At 74.1% G+C, this 17,953-nt stretch carries 14 protein-coding genes; 10 read left to right on the top strand and 4 right to left on the bottom strand.

What is annotated here, in order from left to right; translation table 11 throughout:
• The 5 genes from MUK52_RS03460 to MUK52_RS03440 are packed head-to-tail and all read left to right on the top strand — an operon-like array spanning position 1 to position 9,307.
• Positions 1–1,068, top strand: a complete 1,068-nt coding sequence (locus tag MUK52_RS03460) for an enediyne biosynthesis protein (protein WP_114055270.1) — start codon at positions 1–3, stop codon at positions 1,066–1,068.
• Entirely contained in the window at positions 1,065–6,950 is a 5,886-nt protein-coding gene (locus tag MUK52_RS03455) for a type I polyketide synthase (RefSeq protein ID WP_284574558.1), read from the top strand. The genes MUK52_RS03460 and MUK52_RS03455 overlap by 4 nt, the downstream gene beginning before the upstream one ends.
• A gap of 4 nt (positions 6,951–6,954) precedes the next feature.
• Entirely contained in the window at positions 6,955–7,413 is a 459-nt protein-coding gene (locus tag MUK52_RS03450; protein WP_114055272.1) for an acyl-CoA thioesterase, read from the top strand.
• Positions 7,410–7,955 carry a flavin reductase family protein gene (locus MUK52_RS03445; protein ID WP_114055273.1) on the top strand — a complete coding sequence of 182 codons (546 nt, stop codon included), beginning with the start codon at positions 7,410–7,412 and terminating at the stop codon, positions 7,953–7,955. The genes MUK52_RS03450 and MUK52_RS03445 overlap by 4 nt, the downstream gene beginning before the upstream one ends.
• Complete coding sequence (locus MUK52_RS03440; protein ID WP_114055274.1) at positions 7,952–9,307, top strand: cytochrome P450; 1,356 nt, start codon at positions 7,952–7,954, stop codon at positions 9,305–9,307. The genes MUK52_RS03445 and MUK52_RS03440 overlap by 4 nt, the downstream gene beginning before the upstream one ends.
• A gap of 107 nt (positions 9,308–9,414) precedes the next feature.
• On the opposite strand, the gene MUK52_RS03435 is transcribed toward MUK52_RS03440, so the two are convergent.
• Together MUK52_RS03435 and MUK52_RS03430 are read right to left on the bottom strand one after the other, a co-directional pair.
• Positions 9,415–10,182 carry an AraC family transcriptional regulator gene (locus tag MUK52_RS03435; protein ID WP_114055275.1) on the bottom strand — a complete coding sequence of 256 codons (768 nt, stop codon included), beginning with the start codon at positions 10,180–10,182 and terminating at the stop codon, positions 9,415–9,417.
• A 46-nt stretch (positions 10,183–10,228) separates the two neighbouring features.
• Entirely contained in the window at positions 10,229–11,140 is a 912-nt protein-coding gene (locus MUK52_RS03430) for a ParB/RepB/Spo0J family partition protein (RefSeq protein ID WP_284574551.1), read from the bottom strand.
• Between the two features lie 360 nt (positions 11,141–11,500).
• On the opposite strand from MUK52_RS03430, the gene MUK52_RS03425 reads away from it, so the two are divergent.
• The 4 genes from MUK52_RS03425 to MUK52_RS03410 are packed head-to-tail and all read left to right on the top strand — an operon-like array spanning position 11,501 to position 15,633.
• Complete coding sequence (locus MUK52_RS03425; protein ID WP_246042504.1) at positions 11,501–12,025, top strand: DUF5987 family protein; 525 nt, start codon at positions 11,501–11,503, stop codon at positions 12,023–12,025.
• Positions 12,022–13,671 (top strand): FAD-dependent oxidoreductase, encoded by a 1,650-nt coding sequence (locus MUK52_RS03420; RefSeq protein ID WP_114055277.1) that lies wholly within the window; start codon positions 12,022–12,024, stop codon positions 13,669–13,671. The genes MUK52_RS03425 and MUK52_RS03420 overlap by 4 nt, the downstream gene beginning before the upstream one ends.
• Positions 13,668–14,771 carry a carboxymuconolactone decarboxylase family protein gene (locus tag MUK52_RS03415; protein ID WP_284574547.1) on the top strand — a complete coding sequence of 368 codons (1,104 nt, stop codon included), beginning with the start codon at positions 13,668–13,670 and terminating at the stop codon, positions 14,769–14,771. Before MUK52_RS03420 ends, MUK52_RS03415 begins: the two co-directional genes overlap by 4 nt.
• A 58-nt stretch (positions 14,772–14,829) precedes the next feature.
• On the top strand, positions 14,830–15,633 hold the full coding sequence (locus tag MUK52_RS03410) for a TIGR03084 family metal-binding protein (protein WP_114055278.1): 804 nt from the start codon (positions 14,830–14,832) through the stop codon (positions 15,631–15,633).
• 112 nt (positions 15,634–15,745) lie between these two features.
• Here MUK52_RS03410 and MUK52_RS03405 read toward each other — a convergent pair whose 3' ends face one another.
• Together MUK52_RS03405 and MUK52_RS03400 are read right to left on the bottom strand one after the other, a co-directional pair.
• A complete protein-coding gene (locus MUK52_RS03405) occupies positions 15,746–16,159 on the bottom strand; it encodes an SgcJ/EcaC family oxidoreductase (RefSeq protein ID WP_114055279.1) in 414 nt (137 codons plus the stop codon).
• A gap of 12 nt (positions 16,160–16,171) precedes the next feature.
• Positions 16,172–17,158 (bottom strand): methyltransferase, encoded by a 987-nt coding sequence (locus MUK52_RS03400; RefSeq protein ID WP_342777103.1) that lies wholly within the window; start codon positions 17,156–17,158, stop codon positions 16,172–16,174.
• Between the two features lie 118 nt (positions 17,159–17,276).
• Here MUK52_RS03400 and MUK52_RS03395 point away from each other — a divergent pair, with 118 nt between their 5' ends.
• The gene (locus tag MUK52_RS03395) at positions 17,277–17,951 is read left to right on the top strand and encodes a 4'-phosphopantetheinyl transferase family protein (RefSeq protein ID WP_114055281.1); all 675 of its coding nucleotides are present in this window, start codon (positions 17,277–17,279) and stop codon (positions 17,949–17,951) included.
• Positions 17,952–17,953: the final 2 nt, after the last annotated feature.

Below are 17,953 nucleotides of genomic sequence, written 5' to 3'. Positions count from 1 at the left end.
ATGTCCGAGAAGTCAGGGCAGTTGCCCGCCACAGCAGCACCACGCCACGACCCCAAGGTCGTCACCGCCCTGCGCCGCTTCGCCATCTCCATCAGTGTCTTCAACCTCCTCGGCTACACCGTGCTCGGCTTCGAACAGCCGTGGACCTGGCCGCTGATCGCGCTCGCCACCGCCTACACGACCGAGATCGTGCTGGAGGTCATCGCGGCCAAGGCCGAGCGCCGCAGCCCCCGCTTCCTGGGCGGCGGCTTCCGGGGCCTGCTGGAGTTCCTCTACCCGGCGCACATCACCGGCCTCGCGCTCAACATGCTCACCTACGTCAACGACCGCGTCTGGGTGATGGTCTTCGGCGTCGTCGTGGCCGTCGGCACCAAGTGGGTGCTGCGCGCGCCCGTCCGGGGCCGGCTCCGGCACTACATGAACCCGTCGAACTTCGGCATCGCCGTCATCCTGCTGCTCTTCCCCTGGGCCAGCATCGCGCCCCCGTACCACTTCACCGAGTACGTCGAGACGCCCATCGACTGGCTCATCCCGGCCATCATCATCACCGCCGGCACACTGCTGAACTCCAAGCTCACCGGCCGGATGTGGCTGATCGCCGCCTGGGTCATCGGCTTCGCCCTGCAGGCGGTCATCCGCGGACTCGTCCTCGGCACGTCCATCCCCGGCGGCCTCGCCATGATGACCGGCGTGGCGTTCGTGCTCTTCACCAACTACATGATCACCGACCCGGGCACCACTCCCTCGAAGCCGTGGGCACAGGTCGCCTTCGGCGGCGGTGTGGCCGCCGTGTACGGCATCCTGACCGCGCTGCACATCGCGTACGGCATCTTCTTCGCCACCGCGCTCGTCTGCCTGGTCCGCGGCCTCTACCACTGGGCAGTCCACCTGGCCGGGAGGCAGGCCGCCGCCGCCCGCGCGGCCGAGACAGCGGCCCCGCCCGCCGGGTCCGCCGGGTCCGCCGGGTCCGCCGCGCCTGCCGCAGCCGCGGCGGGCGACGAGGCCGGGGAGCCCGCCGCGGCGGGCGCGGACGCCGCCGACACCCAGCCGGCGGTGGCAGTCCGATGACCAGACTCGCCATCGTCGGCATGGCCTGCCGCTACCCCGACGCGGAAACCCCCCGCGACCTGTGGGAGAACGCCGTGGCAGGCCGGCGTGCCTTCCGCCGCCTCCCGGACGTCCGGATGCGCCTGGAGGACTACTGGGACGCCGACCCCGCGGCCCCGGACCGGTTCTACGCCCGCTCCGCCGCCGTGATCGAGGGCTACGAGTTCGACCGGCTCGGGCACAAGATCGCCGGCAGCACCTACCGCTCGACCGACCTCAGCCACTGGCTCGCCCTGGACGTCGCCGGCCGGGCGCTCGCCGACGCCGGCTTCCCGCAGGGCGAGGGCCTGCCCCGGGAGCGTACCGGCGTCGTCGTCGGCAACACCCTGACCGGCGAGTTCACCCGTGCCAACACCATGCGGCTGCGCTGGCCGTACGTACGCCGCGTGCTCACCGCCGCCCTCAAGACCCGGGACCCCCAGGGCTGGGACGACGACCGGCTGGCCGGCTTCCTCGACGAGGTCGAGGCCACCTACAAGAGCCCCTTCCCGCCTGTCGACGAGGACACCCTGGCCGGCGGCCTCTCGAACACCATCGCGGGCCGGATCTGCAACCACTTCGACCTCGGCGGCGGCGGATACACCGTCGACGGCGCCTGCTCCTCCTCCCTGCTCTCCGTCACCCAGGCCGCCCGCGCGCTCCTCGACGGCGACATCGACGTCGCCGTCACCGGCGGCGTCGACCTGTCCATCGACCCGTTCGAGATGGTCGGCTTCGCCAAGACCGGCGCCCTCGCCCGGCACGAGATGCGGGTCTACGACCGGGGCGCCAACGGATTCTGGCCCGGCGAGGGCTGCGGCATGATCGTGCTGATGCGCGAGGCGGACGCGCTCGCGGCCGGGCACCGGGTCTACGCGAGCATCGCCGGCTGGGGCATCTCCTCCGACGGCCACGGCGGGATCACCCGGCCCGAGATCCACGGCTACCGGCTGGCGCTGCGCCGAGCCTACGGCCGCGCCGGATTCGGCATCGAATCCGTCGGCCTGTTCGAAGGCCACGGGACGGGTACCCGGGTCGGCGACGCCACCGAACTCGGCGCGCTCATCCAGGCCCGCGACGAGGCCGCGCGCGCCGCGGCAGGACGCGGCGGCGCCGCCGTCCCGCCCGCCGCGATCAGCTCCGTGAAGGCCATGATCGGGCACACCAAGGCCGCCGCGGGCATCGCCGGACTGATCAAGGCCGCCATGGCCGTGGATGCCGAGACCCTGCCGCCCGCCCTCGGTCTGGTCGACCCGCACCCGCTGCTGCTGGAGAACCCGGACGTGCTGCGCGCACTGCGCCGCGCCGAGCCCTGGCCCGAGGACCTCCCGGTCCGGGCCGGCATCACCGCCATGGGCTTCGGCGGCATCAACACCCATGTCGTCCTCGACCGGGCGGCCGCAGCCGGCCCCCGGCGCCGGGCCGCCGCCGCGTCCGCCGGCGGGCGCGAGGCGGAGCTCGCCCGCTCCGTCCAGGACGCCGAACTGCTGCTGGCCGACGCCGAGTCGCCGCAGGAGCTGCGCCGCAGGCTGACCGAGCTGGCCGACTTCGCGGCCGGGCTGTCCTACGCGCAGCTCTCCGACCTGGCCTCCACCCTGCACGACGGGCTGCAGGCCGCGCCGTACCGGGCGGCTGCCGTCGTCACCTCACCGGAGGACGCCGCGCGGCAGCTGCGGCAGCTCGCCGACACCCTGGAGGCGGGCACCACCCGGCACATCGCCCAGGACGGCAGGGGCTTCCTCGGCGAGGCGCGCGGCCCGGCCCGGATCGGCTACCTCTTCCCCGGCCAGGGCTCGGGCCGCGGCACCACCGGCGGGGCGCTGCGACGCCGACTGGCCGAGGCGGAAGCCGTCTACGAAGCCGCAGCCCTGCCCGGCCCGGCCGGCCTGGACACGGTGGCCACCGAGGTCGCACAGCCCCGTATCGTCGCCGGATCCATGGCGGGCCTGCGCGCGCTCGCCGCCATCGGCCTGGAGGCGACCGTCGCCGTCGGCCACAGCCTCGGCGAGATATCGGCCCTGGCCTGGGCGGGCGCGCTGGACCAGGAGCTGGTGCTGACCGTCGCCCGGCTGCGCGGGCTGGCCATGGCCGAACACGGCGAATCGGGCGGAATGGGCTCCCTCGCGGCACCCGCCGCCACCGCCGAACGACTGGCCACCGGCCTGCCCGTGGTCATCGCCGGCTACAACAGCCCCCGGCAGACCGTGCTGGCCGGCCCGGTCGACGCCGTCGCCGCGCTGCTCGACCGGGCGGAGGCTGCGGGCGTGCCGGCCACCCGGCTCGCCGTCTCGCACGCCTTCCACTCCCCGCTGGTGGCCTCCGCGGCCCAGACAGTCGGCGACTGCATGGCCGAACTCGGCTTCGCGCCCGTCGGGCGGCGGGTCGTCTCCACCGTCACCGGGGACACGCTCGCCACGGACACCGACATCGCCGCCCTGCTGCGCCGCCAGATCACCGAACCGGTGCGCTTCGCGCAGGCCGTCGGACGCGCCGCCGAGCGGCTCGACCTGTTCATCGAGGTCGGACCGGGCCGGGTGCTCAGCGGGCTCGCCGCCGACCTGAGCGACGTACCGGCGGTGTCCCTCGACACCGACGACGAGTCCCTGCACTCGCTGCTGCGGGTGGCCGCGGCAGCCTATGTCGTCGGCGGGCCGCTGCACCTCACCCGGCTGTTCCAGGACCGGCTGGTGCGCCCGCTGGAGATCGGCGCCGAGTTCCGGTTCTTCGCCAGCCCCGCCGAACAGGTCCCGGACGTGGTCGTGCCCCGGTCCAGGGCCGCCGCGACGCCCGCCGCGACGCCCGAAGCCGAAGCCGACGCCGGTGCCGAAGCCGCAGCCGGGACCGGCGAGAGCGGCCTCGACCTGCTGCGCCGGCTCGTCGCCGAACGCGCCGAACTGCCCCTGGACATGGTGCACGCCGGCACCCGCCTGCTCGACGACCTGCACCTGAGCTCCATCACCGTCGGCCAGATCGTCAACGAGGGGTCCCGGCAGCTCGGCCTGCCCCCCGCCGCCGCCCCGCTGAACTTCGCCACCGCCACCCTGGGAGAACTGGCAGACTCCCTCTCCGTGCTGGCCCGGACCGGCCGGGAAGGCGCGAGCGCACCCGTCGCCGCAGCCGCCGGTGCCGCCGCCTGGGCCCGCGCCTTCGCCGTCGACCTGGACGAGGTGCCGCGGCCGGCCGCCGCACCCGCCGCGGGCACCACCGAGCCCGGCCCGTGGACGCTGTTCGCGCCGGACGGCCATCCCTTCGCCGCGGACCTGTGCGCCGCCCTGCGGGCCACGGGAGGCAGCGGGGTCCTGGTCTGCCTGCCGCCGGACGCCGGCGAAGCCGACGTGGAAAGGGCCCTGAACGGCGCGCACACGGCGCTGGAGGGCCCGCCCGCCGGCCGGTTCGTCCTGGTCCAGCACGGCCGCGGCGCGGCCGGCCTGGCCAAGACACTGCGCCTGGAGGCCCCGGGCCTGCGCACCACGATCGTCCGGCTGCCGCCGGACCCCTCCCCGGACATCCCCGACCCGGTCGCCCTGGTCACGGCCGAGGTCGCCGCCACCGCCCACTTCGCGGAGGTCGTCTACGACGCGGCCGGCACCCGCCGGGTCCCGACACTGCGCGCCCTGCCCGTCCGCCCCGCCCGCACCGACCAGCCGCTCGGCCCCGCCGACGTGCTGCTGGTGACCGGCGGCGGCAAGGGCATCACCGCCGAGTGCGCCCTCGCCCTCGCCCGGGACAGCGGAGCCGCCCTGGCCCTGCTCGGCCGGTCCGACCCGGCCACCGACCCCGAACTCGCGGCGAACCTGCGCCGGATGGCCGACAGCGGCACCCGGGTGCACTACGCCCGCGCCGACGTCGCCGACCCCGGCCGGGTGCGGGCCGCGGTCGACACCCTCACTGCCGCCCTCGGGCCCGTCACCGCCCTGCTGCACGGCGCCGGACGCAACGAGCCGACCGGCCTCCCGGCCGTCGACACCGCCTTGGTCCGGCGCACCTTCGCCCCCAAGGTCGACGGACTGCAGGCCGTGCTGGGCGCTGTCGACCAGGACCGGCTTCGCCTGCTCGTCACCTTCGGCAGCATCATCGGCCGGTCCGGACTGCCGGGCGAGGCCCACTACGCCGTCGCCAACGAATGGCTGGCCGATCTCACCGAGGAGTTCGCACGCAGCCACCCCGCCTGCCGGACCCTCTGCCTGGAGTGGTCGGTCTGGTCGGGCGTCGGCATGGGCGAGCGGCTGTCCGTCGTGGAAACCCTCACCCGGAGCGGCGTCACCGCCCTGACCCCCGACCAGGGCGTGGCCCTGCTGCGCCGGGTGCTGGCCGACCCGGACGCGCCGACGACCGTCGTGGTCAGCGGCCGGACCGAGGGCATCGGCACCGTCCGCCGCGACCTCCCGCCGCTGCCGCTGCTGCGCTTCGTCGAGAAGCCTCTGGTGCACTACCACGGAGTGGAACTGGTCGCCGAGGCCCGGCTCAGCGCCGGCACCGACCCCTACCTCGCCGACCACGACCTCGACGGCAACCTGCTCTTCCCCGCCGTCATCGGCATGGAGGCGATGGCCCAGGCTGCCGCCGCCTGCACCGGGCGCACCACCGTGCCGGTGATCGAGGCGGCCGAGTTCCTGCGCCCCATCGTCGTCCCGCCGGCCGGCGCCACCGCCATCCGGATCGCCGTCACCGCCACGGACGACGACACCGTCGAGGCGGTGATCCGCAGCGAGGAGACCGGCTTCGCGGCCGAGCACTTCCGGGCCCGGCTCGTGTTCCGCGAGGCCGCGGTGGACCAGGGGCCGCCCGACCAGACCCCGGACGACCTGCCGGCCGTACCGCTGGACCCGCACGGGGACCTGTACGGAAGCGTGCTGTTCCAGAGCGGGCGCTTCACCCGGCTGCGCCGCTACCACCGGGCTGCGGCCCGGTACGTCGACGCGGACGTGGCGACCTCGGCGACGGACCAGTGGTTCGCCGGGTTCCTCCCCGGCGACCTGCTGCTGGGCGACCCCGGTGCACGGGACGCGCTGATGCACGGCACCCAGGTGTGCGTGCCGCACGCGACCCTGCTGCCACAGGCGGTCGACCGGATCCAGCCGATCGGCGGCAAGCCGGTGGACACCGGCGAGCTGCGGTACGTCGCCACCGAGCGCAGCCGGGACGGCGACACCTACGTCTACGACATCGCCGTCCGCGACGCCCAGGGCGACACGGTCGAGCGGTGGGAGGGCCTGCGGCTGCGGGCGGTCCGCAAGAGCGACGGGCGCGGGCCGTGGCCGGTGCCGCTGCTCGGGCCCTACATGGAACGCTCGCTGGAGGACCTGACCGGGGCCCGGCTGTCGATCGGCGCGGAACCGGCGCCCGAAGCCGGGCCCGGGACACCCGCGGCGGATGACCGACGGGCCCGGACGGCCACCGCGGCGGCTCGCGCCCTCGGCCGCCCGGCCGTGATCCGCTACCGGCCCGACGGCCGACCCGAGCTCGCCGACGGCGGCAGCCTGTCCGCGGCGCACGGCCCCGGCCTGACGCTGTGCGCGGTGTCCGCCGAGGGCGGGCCGGTCGGCTGCGACTGCGAAGCCGTCGCGCCGCGCACCGAAGCGGAGTGGCGGGCGCTGCTCGGCACCCACGCGCCGATCGCGGAGCTGCTCGTCCGGGAACGGCCCGACGAGGGTCCGGACGCGGCGGCGACCCGCGTCTGGACGGCCCTGGAATGCCTGCAGAAGGCCGGCCTGACCGCGACCGCGCCGCTCACCCTGACCGCCCGCGGCAGCGACGGCTGGGCCGTCCTCGCCTCCGGGGGCCTGCTGGTCGCCACGCTCCTCACCACTGTGCGCGGGGTGGACCGGCCGGTCGTCCTCGCACTCCTGACAGAAGGGTGCTGAACCCATGGCGGACTACTTCGAATACCGGCACACGGTGGGTTTCGAGGAGACCAACCTCGTCGGCAACGTCTACTACGTCAACTACCTCAGCTGGCAGGGCCGCTGCCGGGAGATGTTCCTCAAGCTGCGGGCCCCCGCGGTGCTCGCCGAGATCCAGGACGACCTCAAGCTGTTCACCCTGAAGGTCGACTGCGAGTTCTTCGCCGAGATCACCGCGTTCGACGAACTGTCCATCCGCATGCGGCTGGCCGATCTCGCCCAGACCCAGCTGGAGTTCACCTTCGACTACGTCAAACTGGAGGCGGACGGCACCGAGACCCTCGTCGCCCGCGGCCGGCAGCGCGTCGCCTGCATGCGCGGGCCGAACACCGCGACGGTGCCGTCCCTCGTTCCCGAGGCGCTGCTCACGGCCCTTGAACCGTACGCGCACGCCGCAGCGCCCCGGCTGGAGCAGACCGCATGAGGCCCGGCTCCGGGTCCGGGGCCGGACCGACCGACGTGACCGACCCCGGCCAACTGCGCCAGATCTTCGGCAGCTTCGCCACCGGCATCACCGTGGTCACGGTCGGCGGGGACGCCCCGCACGGCATGACCGCGAACTCCTTCGCCTCCGTCTCGCTGGACCCGCCCCTGGTGCTGGTGTGCGTCGCCGACGACGCCCTCATGCACAAGGTCCTGGAAGCCGCGGACCACTTCGGCATCTCCATCCTCGCGGCCGGCCAGGACCAGGTGGCCCGGCACTTCTCGGACGGCTCCCGTCCGCAGGGGCTGCGGCAGTTCGACGCGGTGCGCTGGCGGCCCGGTCCGGCCACCGGCGCGCCGCTCATCGACGACGCCCTGGCCCACCTGGAGTGCGCCATGTGGCGCCGCTACGACGGCGGAGACCACACGATCTTCCTCGGCGAGGTGGTACGGATGAGACGCCGCCCGGACCAGGACGCCCTGCTGTTCGCCGGCGGGCGCTACGCCCGCCTGGCGCCGCACCGGAGGGAGGCCGTCGCGTGAACCCGGCATCCCGGAGCCGGGCCGGGCGCACCCCGCCCGGCCCCCGGCGCACCGAACTCCCCTCCCTCTTCCGCAAGCTGGTCACCGACCGGCTGGAGCTGCTGAGCCAGGCCGCCGGCCTCGGAGACGCCGTCCGCGTCGCCATGGGGCCGCGGACGCTCTACATCTTCAACCACCCCGACCACGCCAAACACGTGCTGGCCGACAACAGCGCCAACTACCACAAGGGCATCGGTCTCACCGAGGCCAAACGTGCCCTCGGCGACGGCCTGCTCACCAGCGAGGGCGCGCTGTGGCGCGAGCAGCGCCGCACCGCCCAGCCGTCCTTCCAGGTCAAGCACCTCGCCGCGCAGGCGGGGGTGATCGCGGAGGAGGCGGCCAAGCTGACCGCCCGGCTGCGAGCCCGGCAGGGCGAAGGCGTGGTCGACCTCACCGAGGAGTTCACCACCCTCACCCTCGGCGTGCTGGGCCGCACGCTGCTGGACGCGGACCTGTCCGCGTACGGATCGGTCGGCCACGCCTTCGAGGCGGTGCAGGACCAGGCCATGTTCGAGATGGTCACCCAGGGCATGGTGCCGCTGTGGGCGCCGCTGCCCAAGCAGCGGAGGTTCCGGCGGGCCCGTACGGAACTCCAGGACGCCGTGGAGCGGCTCGTCCGCGACCGCGGCGCCGCCGCCGAGGGCCTGCTGGCCCGGCTGATCGAATCCGCCGGGCGGCAACCCGACCCCGGCCTCGCCCGGCAGCGGCTGCGCGACGACCTGGTGACCCTCCTGCTCACCGGACACGAGACCACCGCCAGCTCACTGAGCTGGACCTTCCACCTGCTGGACCGGAACCCGGAGGCCGCCGCGCTGGTACGCGCCGAGGCGGAGCGGGTGCTGGGCGACCGCGACCCGGTGTACGAGGACCTCACCCGGCTGCGGTACACCGCGATGGTGGTCCACGAGGCCATGCGGCTCTACCCGCCGGTGTGGATCCTCACCCGCCGGGCGGTGAACGCCGACGAGGTCGGCGGATACCACGTGCCGGCCGGCGCCGACGTCCTCGTCTGCCCCTACACGCTGCACCGCCACCCCCGGTTCTGGGACGACCCGGAGCGCTTCGACCCGGAGCGCTTCGACCCCGGACGCCCGGCGGACCGGCCCCGGTACGCCTACATCCCGTTCGGTGCCGGGCCGCGGTTCTGCATCGGCAACAACCTCGGGCTGATGGAAGCCGTGTTCGTGACCGCCATGGTCACCCGTGAGCTGACGCTCAGCACACCGCCGGGGCACCGGGTGGTTCCCGAGGCGATGCTTTCGCTGCGGGTCAAAGGCGGGCTGCCGGTCCGGGTGCGGGCCGCCGCAGGGTGATCGCGCGGGCGGGAGCGCGGACGCGGCCGGGAACGCGGCTGCCGAGGTGAGCACAACGCCCGAGGGGCGCGGACCGCCGGTCCGCGCCCCTCGGGTAGTTCCCGGCGTCAGCCGGCCACTCGCGTCAGCGCGTGCATTCTCATGTCCAGCAGCGCCAGCAGTACGGGCGGATCGAGCGCGCGCATCGCGCGCAGCCGCACATCCGCCGGCTTGAGCAGCGTGTTCGAGCCCACCGTCACCGGCCCGTACGTGCCGATGGAGGGAGCGCCGTCCGAGCGGATGCCGTCCAGCTCCTCCATCCCGTACGGGACCGACTGCATGAGGACGTACCAGGTGCCCTCGGGGACGTCCTCCAGGACGTAGGGCCCCGGCCGGTCGAGGACCGCGCAGCGCACCGGCTGCCCCTGCGGGATGCACTCGGGGAACAGGCCGATGAAGACGTGGCCCGCCTGGCCGTCCTCCGGGGGCAGCACGGTGCCGCGCAGCGACACCGGGCGGGTCCGGTCGCCGGGGGGAGGCCCGGCGGGCTGGATCTCGTCGGTGAAGCCGCCCAGCCGGCGATATGCGGACGGAGCCATTCCCACGGAATTCTTGAACCGTGAACTGAAGGTGCCGACACTCTGGTAGCCGACCAGATTGCTGATGTCGGCGATGTTGAGTTCGGTGGTCACCAGCAGGTGCTTCGCCCGCTCCAGCCGCAGTGCCGAAAGGAAGCGCCCGGGAGTGATCCCGGTGGCGTTCTTGAATATCCGGGTGAAGTGGAACTTGCTGAAGAGCGCGGTCTTGGCCATCTCGTCGATGGTGAGTTCCTGCCCGAGGTTATCCTGCATGCTGCTGATGACCCGGGTGACGGCGCGTTCGATGGTGGTTTCCATATCCCCTCCGTGTTCGGTCCTGTGGTGGTACACGGCCCCCTGTGTGTCAACGCCCCTTCGGTCGCTCGACCTCCCTGGCGATCTGCTGCCAGACCTCCGCGCATTTCCTGGCGAGCGCGGCGACGCTGTCCGTGCAGTGCGCGGGAAGTGCGTCGAGCCGGTGGTGCCAGTCGTCGGTCAGGACAGGCTGGGTGTGCAGCCATCGCAGCAGCTGCCGGCCGGCCTCCGTGCTGCGCAGCGACGGGTCCCGGCTCAGGCTGCGCAGCACCTCCGGGAAGGCCCGGCAGGACAGCGCCGGCGCGGATTCGGGTGCGGACGGCGTGAGTGACGCGCGTAACTCCTGCGCCGCGGGCGAGCCGGCCGGTACGGGTGTCTCGCCGCGCCGGATCCGGCCGCGGATGGTGTGCGCGGTCCCCACCGAGACGCCCGCGTCCCGGGCGATCTCCCGCAGTGGCGCGTCCGGCCGCTCGGCGATGAGCTGCACGGCGAGCAGCCGGCCCCGGGTGCCGTCCAGCGGGTAGCTGCGGCCGTCGGCGCCGATCCGGGTGTTCAGGTGCGCGGATTCCGCGCCTGAAAGCCTGCGCAGGGCGGCCACGGTCTTGCCGGACAGCCCGACGCACGCCGCCACCGCCCGGTCGGAGATCTGCGGGTCGGCGGCCAGGATGCGCCGGGCCGCCGCCTTGCGGTCGGAGAGGGACAGGGGCAGGCCGTGCGCGACGTTCTCCTGCACGGCCCGCCGGAAGGCCTCGTCCGGGCTGCCGTCGAAGTACAGGGCCTCGATGTCGTGACGGCCGCGCAGGACGGCCGCGTGCAGGCGGTGCATGCCGTCGATGACGCGCATGGTGGCGCGGTGCACCAGGATCGGCGGGAGGGCGTCGGACGTCTCCGTCAGCCGGCGGACGTGTTCGGCGTCGATTCCGGCCAGCCGCGGGGAGTCGGCGGGCCGCAGCCGTGTCACGGAGACCCGGTGTACCTGCGGCAGCGGGACGGCGTGGAGAAGGTGCGCAGCACGCGGCGGATCAGCGGTTGTCACGTGGGAACCCCCGATGGCATGTGCGATGGAACGTCGGTATGGCAGGACCGAAACGCAAGCAGTTGTGCCGTGTTCGTGGTTGTTCTGTGACGTTGCCAGGAGCGTAATCGTCCGACGGTCTTTGGCCAAGACTTGGCGGGGATTTTCTGACGGGGGGTTCGCAACCTGTGAGTTGCTTGAAAGGACTAACTGCTCATAAATTGCTGAAGCCTAAAACAGAATGAGCTGGCGGGAGGAGCTGCCGTGGAGCCGGAAAGCGCTCTCAGGTCACCCCGGACGCCGACATTGGAGGCTTATGCAGACACGATTGTTCCCGGTGAAAAGCGCTGGCCCGGCGATGCGGCGATCGCCGGCGCGGCCGACGGCGGCGGAGCCGTCGCGGCCGGTGCGATCCAACTGCTGGAGTGGGACGCCACCGGTCTGACCGAGGGCCTGGACGACCTCGCCGATCTGCTCAACCGGCACGCGCGCACGTACGCGGACGGACGCGGACTCGCTCTGGACACGGCACTCCCGCCGTTCGTGGCCCTGGACTTCGGGCACAGGACAGCCTTGGTGGCGGAGCTGACAGCGCCGGGCCACCCCGAGAAGGAATTCTGGGTGCTTCTGGCCCTCTTCAGCAACATGGCTTACGACTCCGCTGCGCATATGCACACCGCAGACGCCATCGCCCAGGGCCACCCCGGCCTGGCCGCGATGGGGGTCGTACCGCCCGGCCCGGACCGCCTCTGGCGCTTTGACCAGCACTCCTACGGCCGTCGGCTGGCCCGCGTCCACCCCGACACCACCCCCTCAGGGAGCCCGGCATGAACAGTGCGGAGCAGACCGACGTCCTCGTGGTCGGCAGCGGCTTCGGCGGCGCGATCGCCGCCTACCACCTTGCCGCCGGAGGGGCCTCGGTGACCGTGCTCGAACGCGGCCCCTGGCTCACCGCCGAGGACGCCGAGCACGACTACAAGCTCGGCTCCTCCTACACGCGCGGCTTCGACTTCACCGTCGGGGACGGCATGAGCATCCTCGGCGGCAACTGCGTGGGCGGCGGCAGCGTCGTCTACTTCGCCTCCATGCCCCGAGCCCCCCGGTTCGTCTTCGAACGCCGCGGCAGCATCGGCCGCCGGATGTGGCCGGCCGCAGTCAGCCGTGACACCCTGGAGCCCTGGTACGACCGGGTCGCCGAGGCCCTGCCCGTCACTCCGCAGGACTGGCACGACGTCACCTACGCGGGCGGTCTGTGGGCCGCAGCCTGCGACCACGCGGGCCGGACCGCCAACCCGCTGCCCGTCGCCATCGACACCGCCGCCTGCGTCAACTGCAACTGGATGATGGCCGGCTGCCGCTTCGACGCCAAGCGGTCCCTGCTCCTGAACTACCTGCCCGCCGCCGTCGCCCACGGCGCCGTGATCCGCCCGCTGCACGAGGTGCAGGCCATCTCCCGTACGGACGGCGGCGGTTACCGCATCCGCTACCACGTCATCGACGACGAGGACTACCGGATCACCACCGGATCCGGTGCGATCGACGCCAAGATCGTCGTACTCGCCGCCGGGGCCGGCGCCACCCCCGTCATCCTCCAGCGCAGCGAGGCCGGCCTCGGCCCCATGCCGCACGCCGTCGGCCGGTACTTCTCCGGCAACGGCGAACGGCTCAACACCGCGGTCGTGAACGAGGACCGGGTCGCCGAAGTCCTCGGCCTGTCCCGCGGCGAGGGCGCACCCGCCTACGGCGCCAACCCGATCGGCCGCGGCCCCACCGTTGCCAGCTGGGACCGCCTCGACGGCTCGCTGCCCGAGTACTCCCGCTACTCCCTGGAACAGCTCTACTTCCCGCCCGGCCTCGGCACCATCCTCGCCCAGGCCCCGGACGCCGGCGACGGACCCACCTGGTTCGGCCGGGACAAGAAGCGGATGCTCTCCCGCTGGAACTCCTGGCTGACCATCTTCACCATGAGCGAGGACGACAACGAGGGCGTGTTCGGCCCGCCGCCCGCCACCGGAAACGCCATGCGCATCTCCCAGCAGATGCTGGGCCGCGGCAACCTGAGATACGAGCCCACCGCCAACACCCGGCACGGCTGGGCCGCCTCGGACGCCGAGGTCAAGGACATCCTCGAACGCGACGGCATCGCCCGGGTCCGGCCCTGGACCAACGACGTCGTCGGCGCCTACACGGTGCACCCCCTCGCCTCCTGCCGGATGGGCGACGACCCCGCGACGTCCGCCCTCGACGACCGCAACGAACTCCGCGGCCACCCGGGCATCTTCGTCACCGACGGCTCCGCCGTCCCCGGCGCCCTCACCGTCAACCCCGCCATGACCATCGCTGCGGTCGCCGAGCGCGCCGTCCCCGGCATCGTCCGGGCCGCCCGGGAGCGCGGCGTGGCCGTCCGCTACGGGGCACCGGCCCCGGACGGCTCCACCAGCGGACGACGGGGCGTGCTGCCCCTGATCCGGACGTGAACCACCGCACCGGGCTCGACCTGCTCCCCGTACGACGGCTCGTCCGCACCGCGCTGCGCGGGGCCCTGGCCCGGACCCGGTACGTCGCCGTGGTCCGGCCGGAGCACGCCGAAGGCACCGTGGCCGCCGTCTACACGCAGGCGGAACGCGACTTCGGCGTGCTCGCCCCGCCCATCGCCCTGCACGCGGCGGCCCCCGACATCCTGGCCGCGGCCTGGGCGCTGCTGCGCGAGACGCTGCTCGTGCCCGGCCGGGTGGACCGGGCGGCCAGGGAGGCGGTGGCCGCCGCCGTGTCCGAGGCCAACGCCTGCCCGTACTGCGTGGAGGTGCACGGGGCGATGGTGCGCACCATGGCGGGCCGTCAGGGGCCGCCCGGGGGCCCAGGCGCCGCAGGCCAGGACGGACGGATCGGGCGCTGGGTGCGGGGGAGCGGCGGCGGCCCCCCGGCCGGCCCGCCCGGAACCCCGGAGGAACTCCCGGAGTACGCCGGGGTCGCGGTCGCCTTCCACTACCTCAACCGGATGGTGAGCGTCTTCCTCGACGACTCGCCCCTGCCTGCGGCGACCCCGGCGGCCGCCCGCGGCACCGTCATGCGCATGGTCACCGAGGCGATGCGGCCCCGCGACCCGGCCGGCCCGCTGCCCGGCGCCGCCCTGGAGCTGCTGCCGGCGGCGCCGCTGCCCGCCGATCTGGCCTGGGCGGCAGGAAGCCCGTCCGTCGCCGGTGCGTTCGCCCGCGCGGCGGCGGCCGTCGAGGCCGGCGGCGCCCGGGCGCTGTCGCCGGACGCCCGAGAGCTGGTGCGCGCCCGGCTGGCCGCGGCGGACGGCACGGCCCCGGGCCCGAGCCGGGCCTGGGCCCTGGCCGCGGTACGCGACCTGCCCGCGGCGGACCGCCCGGCCGCCCGGCTGGCCCTGCTCACGGGGCTGGCCGCCTACCAGGTCGTACCGGACGACATCACCGAGTTCCGGGCGGCGGCGGACCCGGCCGACGACCGGGCGCTGATCGAACTCACCGCCTGGGCCGCCCTCACCGCGGCCCGCCTCGCCGGCCGGCGCCTGACCCGCTCCGCAACAGGCGAGAAGACACCGCGCTCCCCGTGACCCAGGCTGGACCAGGCCGAGCGGGCCGCCCCCACCCACAGCAGAGAGCGAGAGACGCATGTCCGATCTGCAGAACGTGCTCAAGGACCTGACCACCGCGGCCGACGACACCGAGCGGATGGTGGCCGACCTCACTGAGGAGCAGTGGGCGCTGCCGACCCCGGCGAGCGGCTGGACGGTCGCCGACCAGGTCGCCCACATGTCCTTCATCTTCCGCCTCGCCGGCACGGCGGCCTCGGACCCGGCTGCCTTCGCCGCCATGACCGAGCAGGCCAAGGGCGACTTCGACGGCGCCGTGAACGCCGCCCTGCACGCCTACCCGCGCCACGACCCCGCCGCGCTGCTGGCACGCTGGCGGGCGGAGCGCACCGCCTGCATCGACGCGCTCGCTGTCGTCCCGCCCGGCCAGGTCGTGCCCTGGCTGGTCAACCCGCTGCCGCCGGTCGTGCTCGCCTGCGCCGGGATCATGGAGACCTTCGCGCACGGACAGGACATCGCCGACGCCCTCCGCATCCGCCGGGAGCCCGCCGAGTGGCTGCGCCACCTCGTCGGATTCGCCGTGCTCACCCGGGACTTCGGCTACCAGGCGCGCGGCCTGACGCCGCCCGCCGAGCCGTTCCGGTTCGAGATCACCGGGCCGTCGGGTGAGCTGTGGGAGCACGGTCCGGCCGACGCCGCCGAGCGGGTCTCCGGTCCGGCCCACGACTTCTGCCTGCTGGTCACCCGCCGCCGGCACCGCGCCGACCTGGCGGTGACCGCCGCCGGCCCGGCCGCCGAGCACTGGCTGGACATCGCCCAGGCGTACCGCGGCCCGGCGGGCGAGGGCAGGAAGCCCGGCCAGTTCGCCGACCTCCCCGCCTGAGCTGCCGGACAGCGTCGAGGGCCGAGCCCAACGGGCTCGGCCCTCGACGTTCCGCGGACAGGGGCGCCCCCGCGGGGGATCGAGTGGGCGCCCCTGCCGGTCGTGGGCCCGGTCAGGACGGCAGGTTGACCGGGCTGTTCTGGTAGGCCGCGATGAACCACTGGCCGTCCTGCCTGGCCAGTACCCAGGTCGCCCGGATCTCGCGTTCGGGGGCGACGGTCGTCTCGCCGGGCGCGAGCACCCCGCCCTGAGTGATCAGCACCGCCGTGTCGGCACCCATGAAGCGGAGGTCCTTCGGCGCCCCCACCACCCTGGTGCCCTTGAACGGCCCCGCGTACCCGAAGTCCATGAACCCCTTGACCTCGGCGCGGCCCTTCTTGTAGACGTCCCCGGGGAGGATCATCGTGGCGTCCTCGGTGAACAGGGCGGCGACGGCCGCCGCGTCCTGCGCGGCCCAGGCCGCCATCATGCGCTCGGGGACCTCCGCGATGGCCGCCCGGTCCTTGTCCCTGTTCATGTCCGTCATGCTGTCCTCCACTCAGTCAGACGCTGCCAGTTCGATGATCGAGAGGTGTCCGGCCGGGTGTACGCCGCGTACCGCGAGGCCGGCCCGCTCGCCCAGTACGCGGATCTCGGCCAGGCCGCGCTCCTTGCCGCCGTTGTAGGCGAGCATGCGCAGATCCATTGCGGTGTTCGGCGACTCGCCGTCCCGGCCGATCGCCTCGATGACAAGTACGGCGCCCTTGGCGCCGGCAGCCTCGGCGCACCGGCACAGCAGGGCCGTGGCCGGGTCGTCGCTCCAGTCGTGGAGGACCGCGGACAGGACGTACCCGCCCGCTCCGGCGGGCAGCCGCTCGAAGAAGCTGCCCGGTGCCACGTCTGCCCGGCCGGACAGGCCGCGGTCCGCGAACAGCCGCCGCGCGGCAGCCGCGGGCCCGGGCAGGTCGACGACCGTGCCCCGCAGTTCCGGATGCGCGGCCAGCAGGTGCGCGAGCAGGCCGCCGCTGCCGCCCCCGACGTCCACCACGTGCCCCAGCGCGGCCCAGTCGTACGCCTGCGGGAGCCGCGCGTGCTCCACGGCGACGTGATGGCTCATCAGGGCATCGAAGGAAGCGGACCGTTCCGGGTCGGAGGCCAGGTCTTCCCACAATGCGGCGCCGTGCCGCACCGGATAGGCCGGCTCGCCCGTGCGCACCGAGTGCAGCAGCTCCACGAAGCTCAGGTCCCCCCGGCCGACCGCGCCGGTCAGGTCGAGCCACCGCCGCTTCCCGGCCGGATGGTCGTCGCGCAGCTGCTCCCCGAGCGCGGTCAGGCCGTACCGGCCGGAGCCGGTGTCCCGGGTGAACAGCCCGACGCCCACCAGGTGCCGCAACAGGCGGTCCAGGGCGTCCGGGTGGGCCCCGGCGGCCGCCGCCAGCTCCGCAGCGGTGCGCCGCCCGGCCACGAGGTGGTCCGCCACTCCGAGCGTGGCCGCCACCCGCACGGCCATGGGCGTGGCCAGATCTGCCAGCGTCGTCAGTCCCACGCGCCCTCCCTTCGGCTTTCGTGAGCATAGGGTGAAAGCCGACGGTGGATTTATTCCGGAATGCTGAGGCCGACCGGGACCGCCCTGGCCGTCCCGGCGCGGCGGCATTCTCTGTCCCATGGACGAACCCCGCGTGCTCGACCTCCGCCACCCGCCCCGGACGCCACCGCTGCCCTCGTGCTGGCTGGTGACACCCGATGCCCAGTCGATCGGCGAACTCCTCGCGCCGCGCACCCTGGACGCGGCCGAACAGCGGACGGCCGCCGCCTTCCACAGCGAACAGGAGGGGCTGGGCTACATGACCGCACACGTCGCGCTGCGCACCCTGCTCGGTGCCGCGCTGGGCCGGGCGCCCGAGGCGATCAGGCTGGTGCGCCGGCCCTGCCCGGACTGCGGGGGCCCGCACGGCCGCCCCGCCGTCGGCGGCAGCGCGCTGCACTTCTCCCTGGCCCGTACCGGCGGCCTGGCGCTGATCGCCCTCGCCGCCCGCCCGGTCGGCGTCGACATCGAGCGGGTCCCCGACCCCGACACCGCCGAGCGCCTCGCCTCCGAGCTGCACCCCCGGGAGCGGCACGAGCTGGCCGCCCTTCCGGCCGGCTCCCGCCCCGGCGCCGTGGCCCGGATCTGGGTACGCAAGGAGGCGCACTCCAAGGGCCTGGGGATCGGGCTGGCCCGCCCGCTGGACCTGGACTACGTGGGCGCCGGCCCCCCGCCGCGCCTCGCGGAATGGCAGCTCCACGACCTCGCGGCACCCGCCGGCCACCGCGCAGCCCTGGCCTCGGCCACGCCGTGACG

Source organism: Streptomyces sp. 2P-4 (assembly GCF_030167965.1).
Classification (GTDB): domain Bacteria; phylum Actinomycetota; class Actinomycetes; order Streptomycetales; family Streptomycetaceae; genus Streptomyces; species Streptomyces globosus_A.
This window is presented reverse-complemented; position numbering and strand designations above follow the sequence as displayed.

Bases quoted from the DNA above. Each gene is read 5' to 3' on its own strand.
- MUK52_RS03455 (WP_284574558.1), top strand. From the start codon at position 1,065: ATGACCAGACTCGCCATCGTCGGCATGGCCTGCCGCTACCCCGACGCG.
- MUK52_RS03435 (WP_114055275.1), bottom strand. From the start codon at position 10,182: ATGGAAACCACCATCGAACGCGCCGTCACCCGGGTCATCAGCAGCATG.
- MUK52_RS03460 (WP_114055270.1), top strand. From the start codon at position 1: ATGTCCGAGAAGTCAGGGCAGTTGCCCGCCACAGCAGCACCACGCCAC.
- MUK52_RS03450 (WP_114055272.1), top strand. From the start codon at position 6,955: ATGGCGGACTACTTCGAATACCGGCACACGGTGGGTTTCGAGGAGACC.
- MUK52_RS03445 (WP_114055273.1), top strand. From the start codon at position 7,410: ATGAGGCCCGGCTCCGGGTCCGGGGCCGGACCGACCGACGTGACCGAC.
- MUK52_RS03405 (WP_114055279.1), bottom strand. From the start codon at position 16,159: ATGACGGACATGAACAGGGACAAGGACCGGGCGGCCATCGCGGAGGTC.
- MUK52_RS03410 (WP_114055278.1), top strand. From the start codon at position 14,830: ATGTCCGATCTGCAGAACGTGCTCAAGGACCTGACCACCGCGGCCGAC.
- MUK52_RS03395 (WP_114055281.1), top strand. From the start codon at position 17,277: ATGGACGAACCCCGCGTGCTCGACCTCCGCCACCCGCCCCGGACGCCA.
- MUK52_RS03420 (WP_114055277.1), top strand. From the start codon at position 12,022: ATGAACAGTGCGGAGCAGACCGACGTCCTCGTGGTCGGCAGCGGCTTC.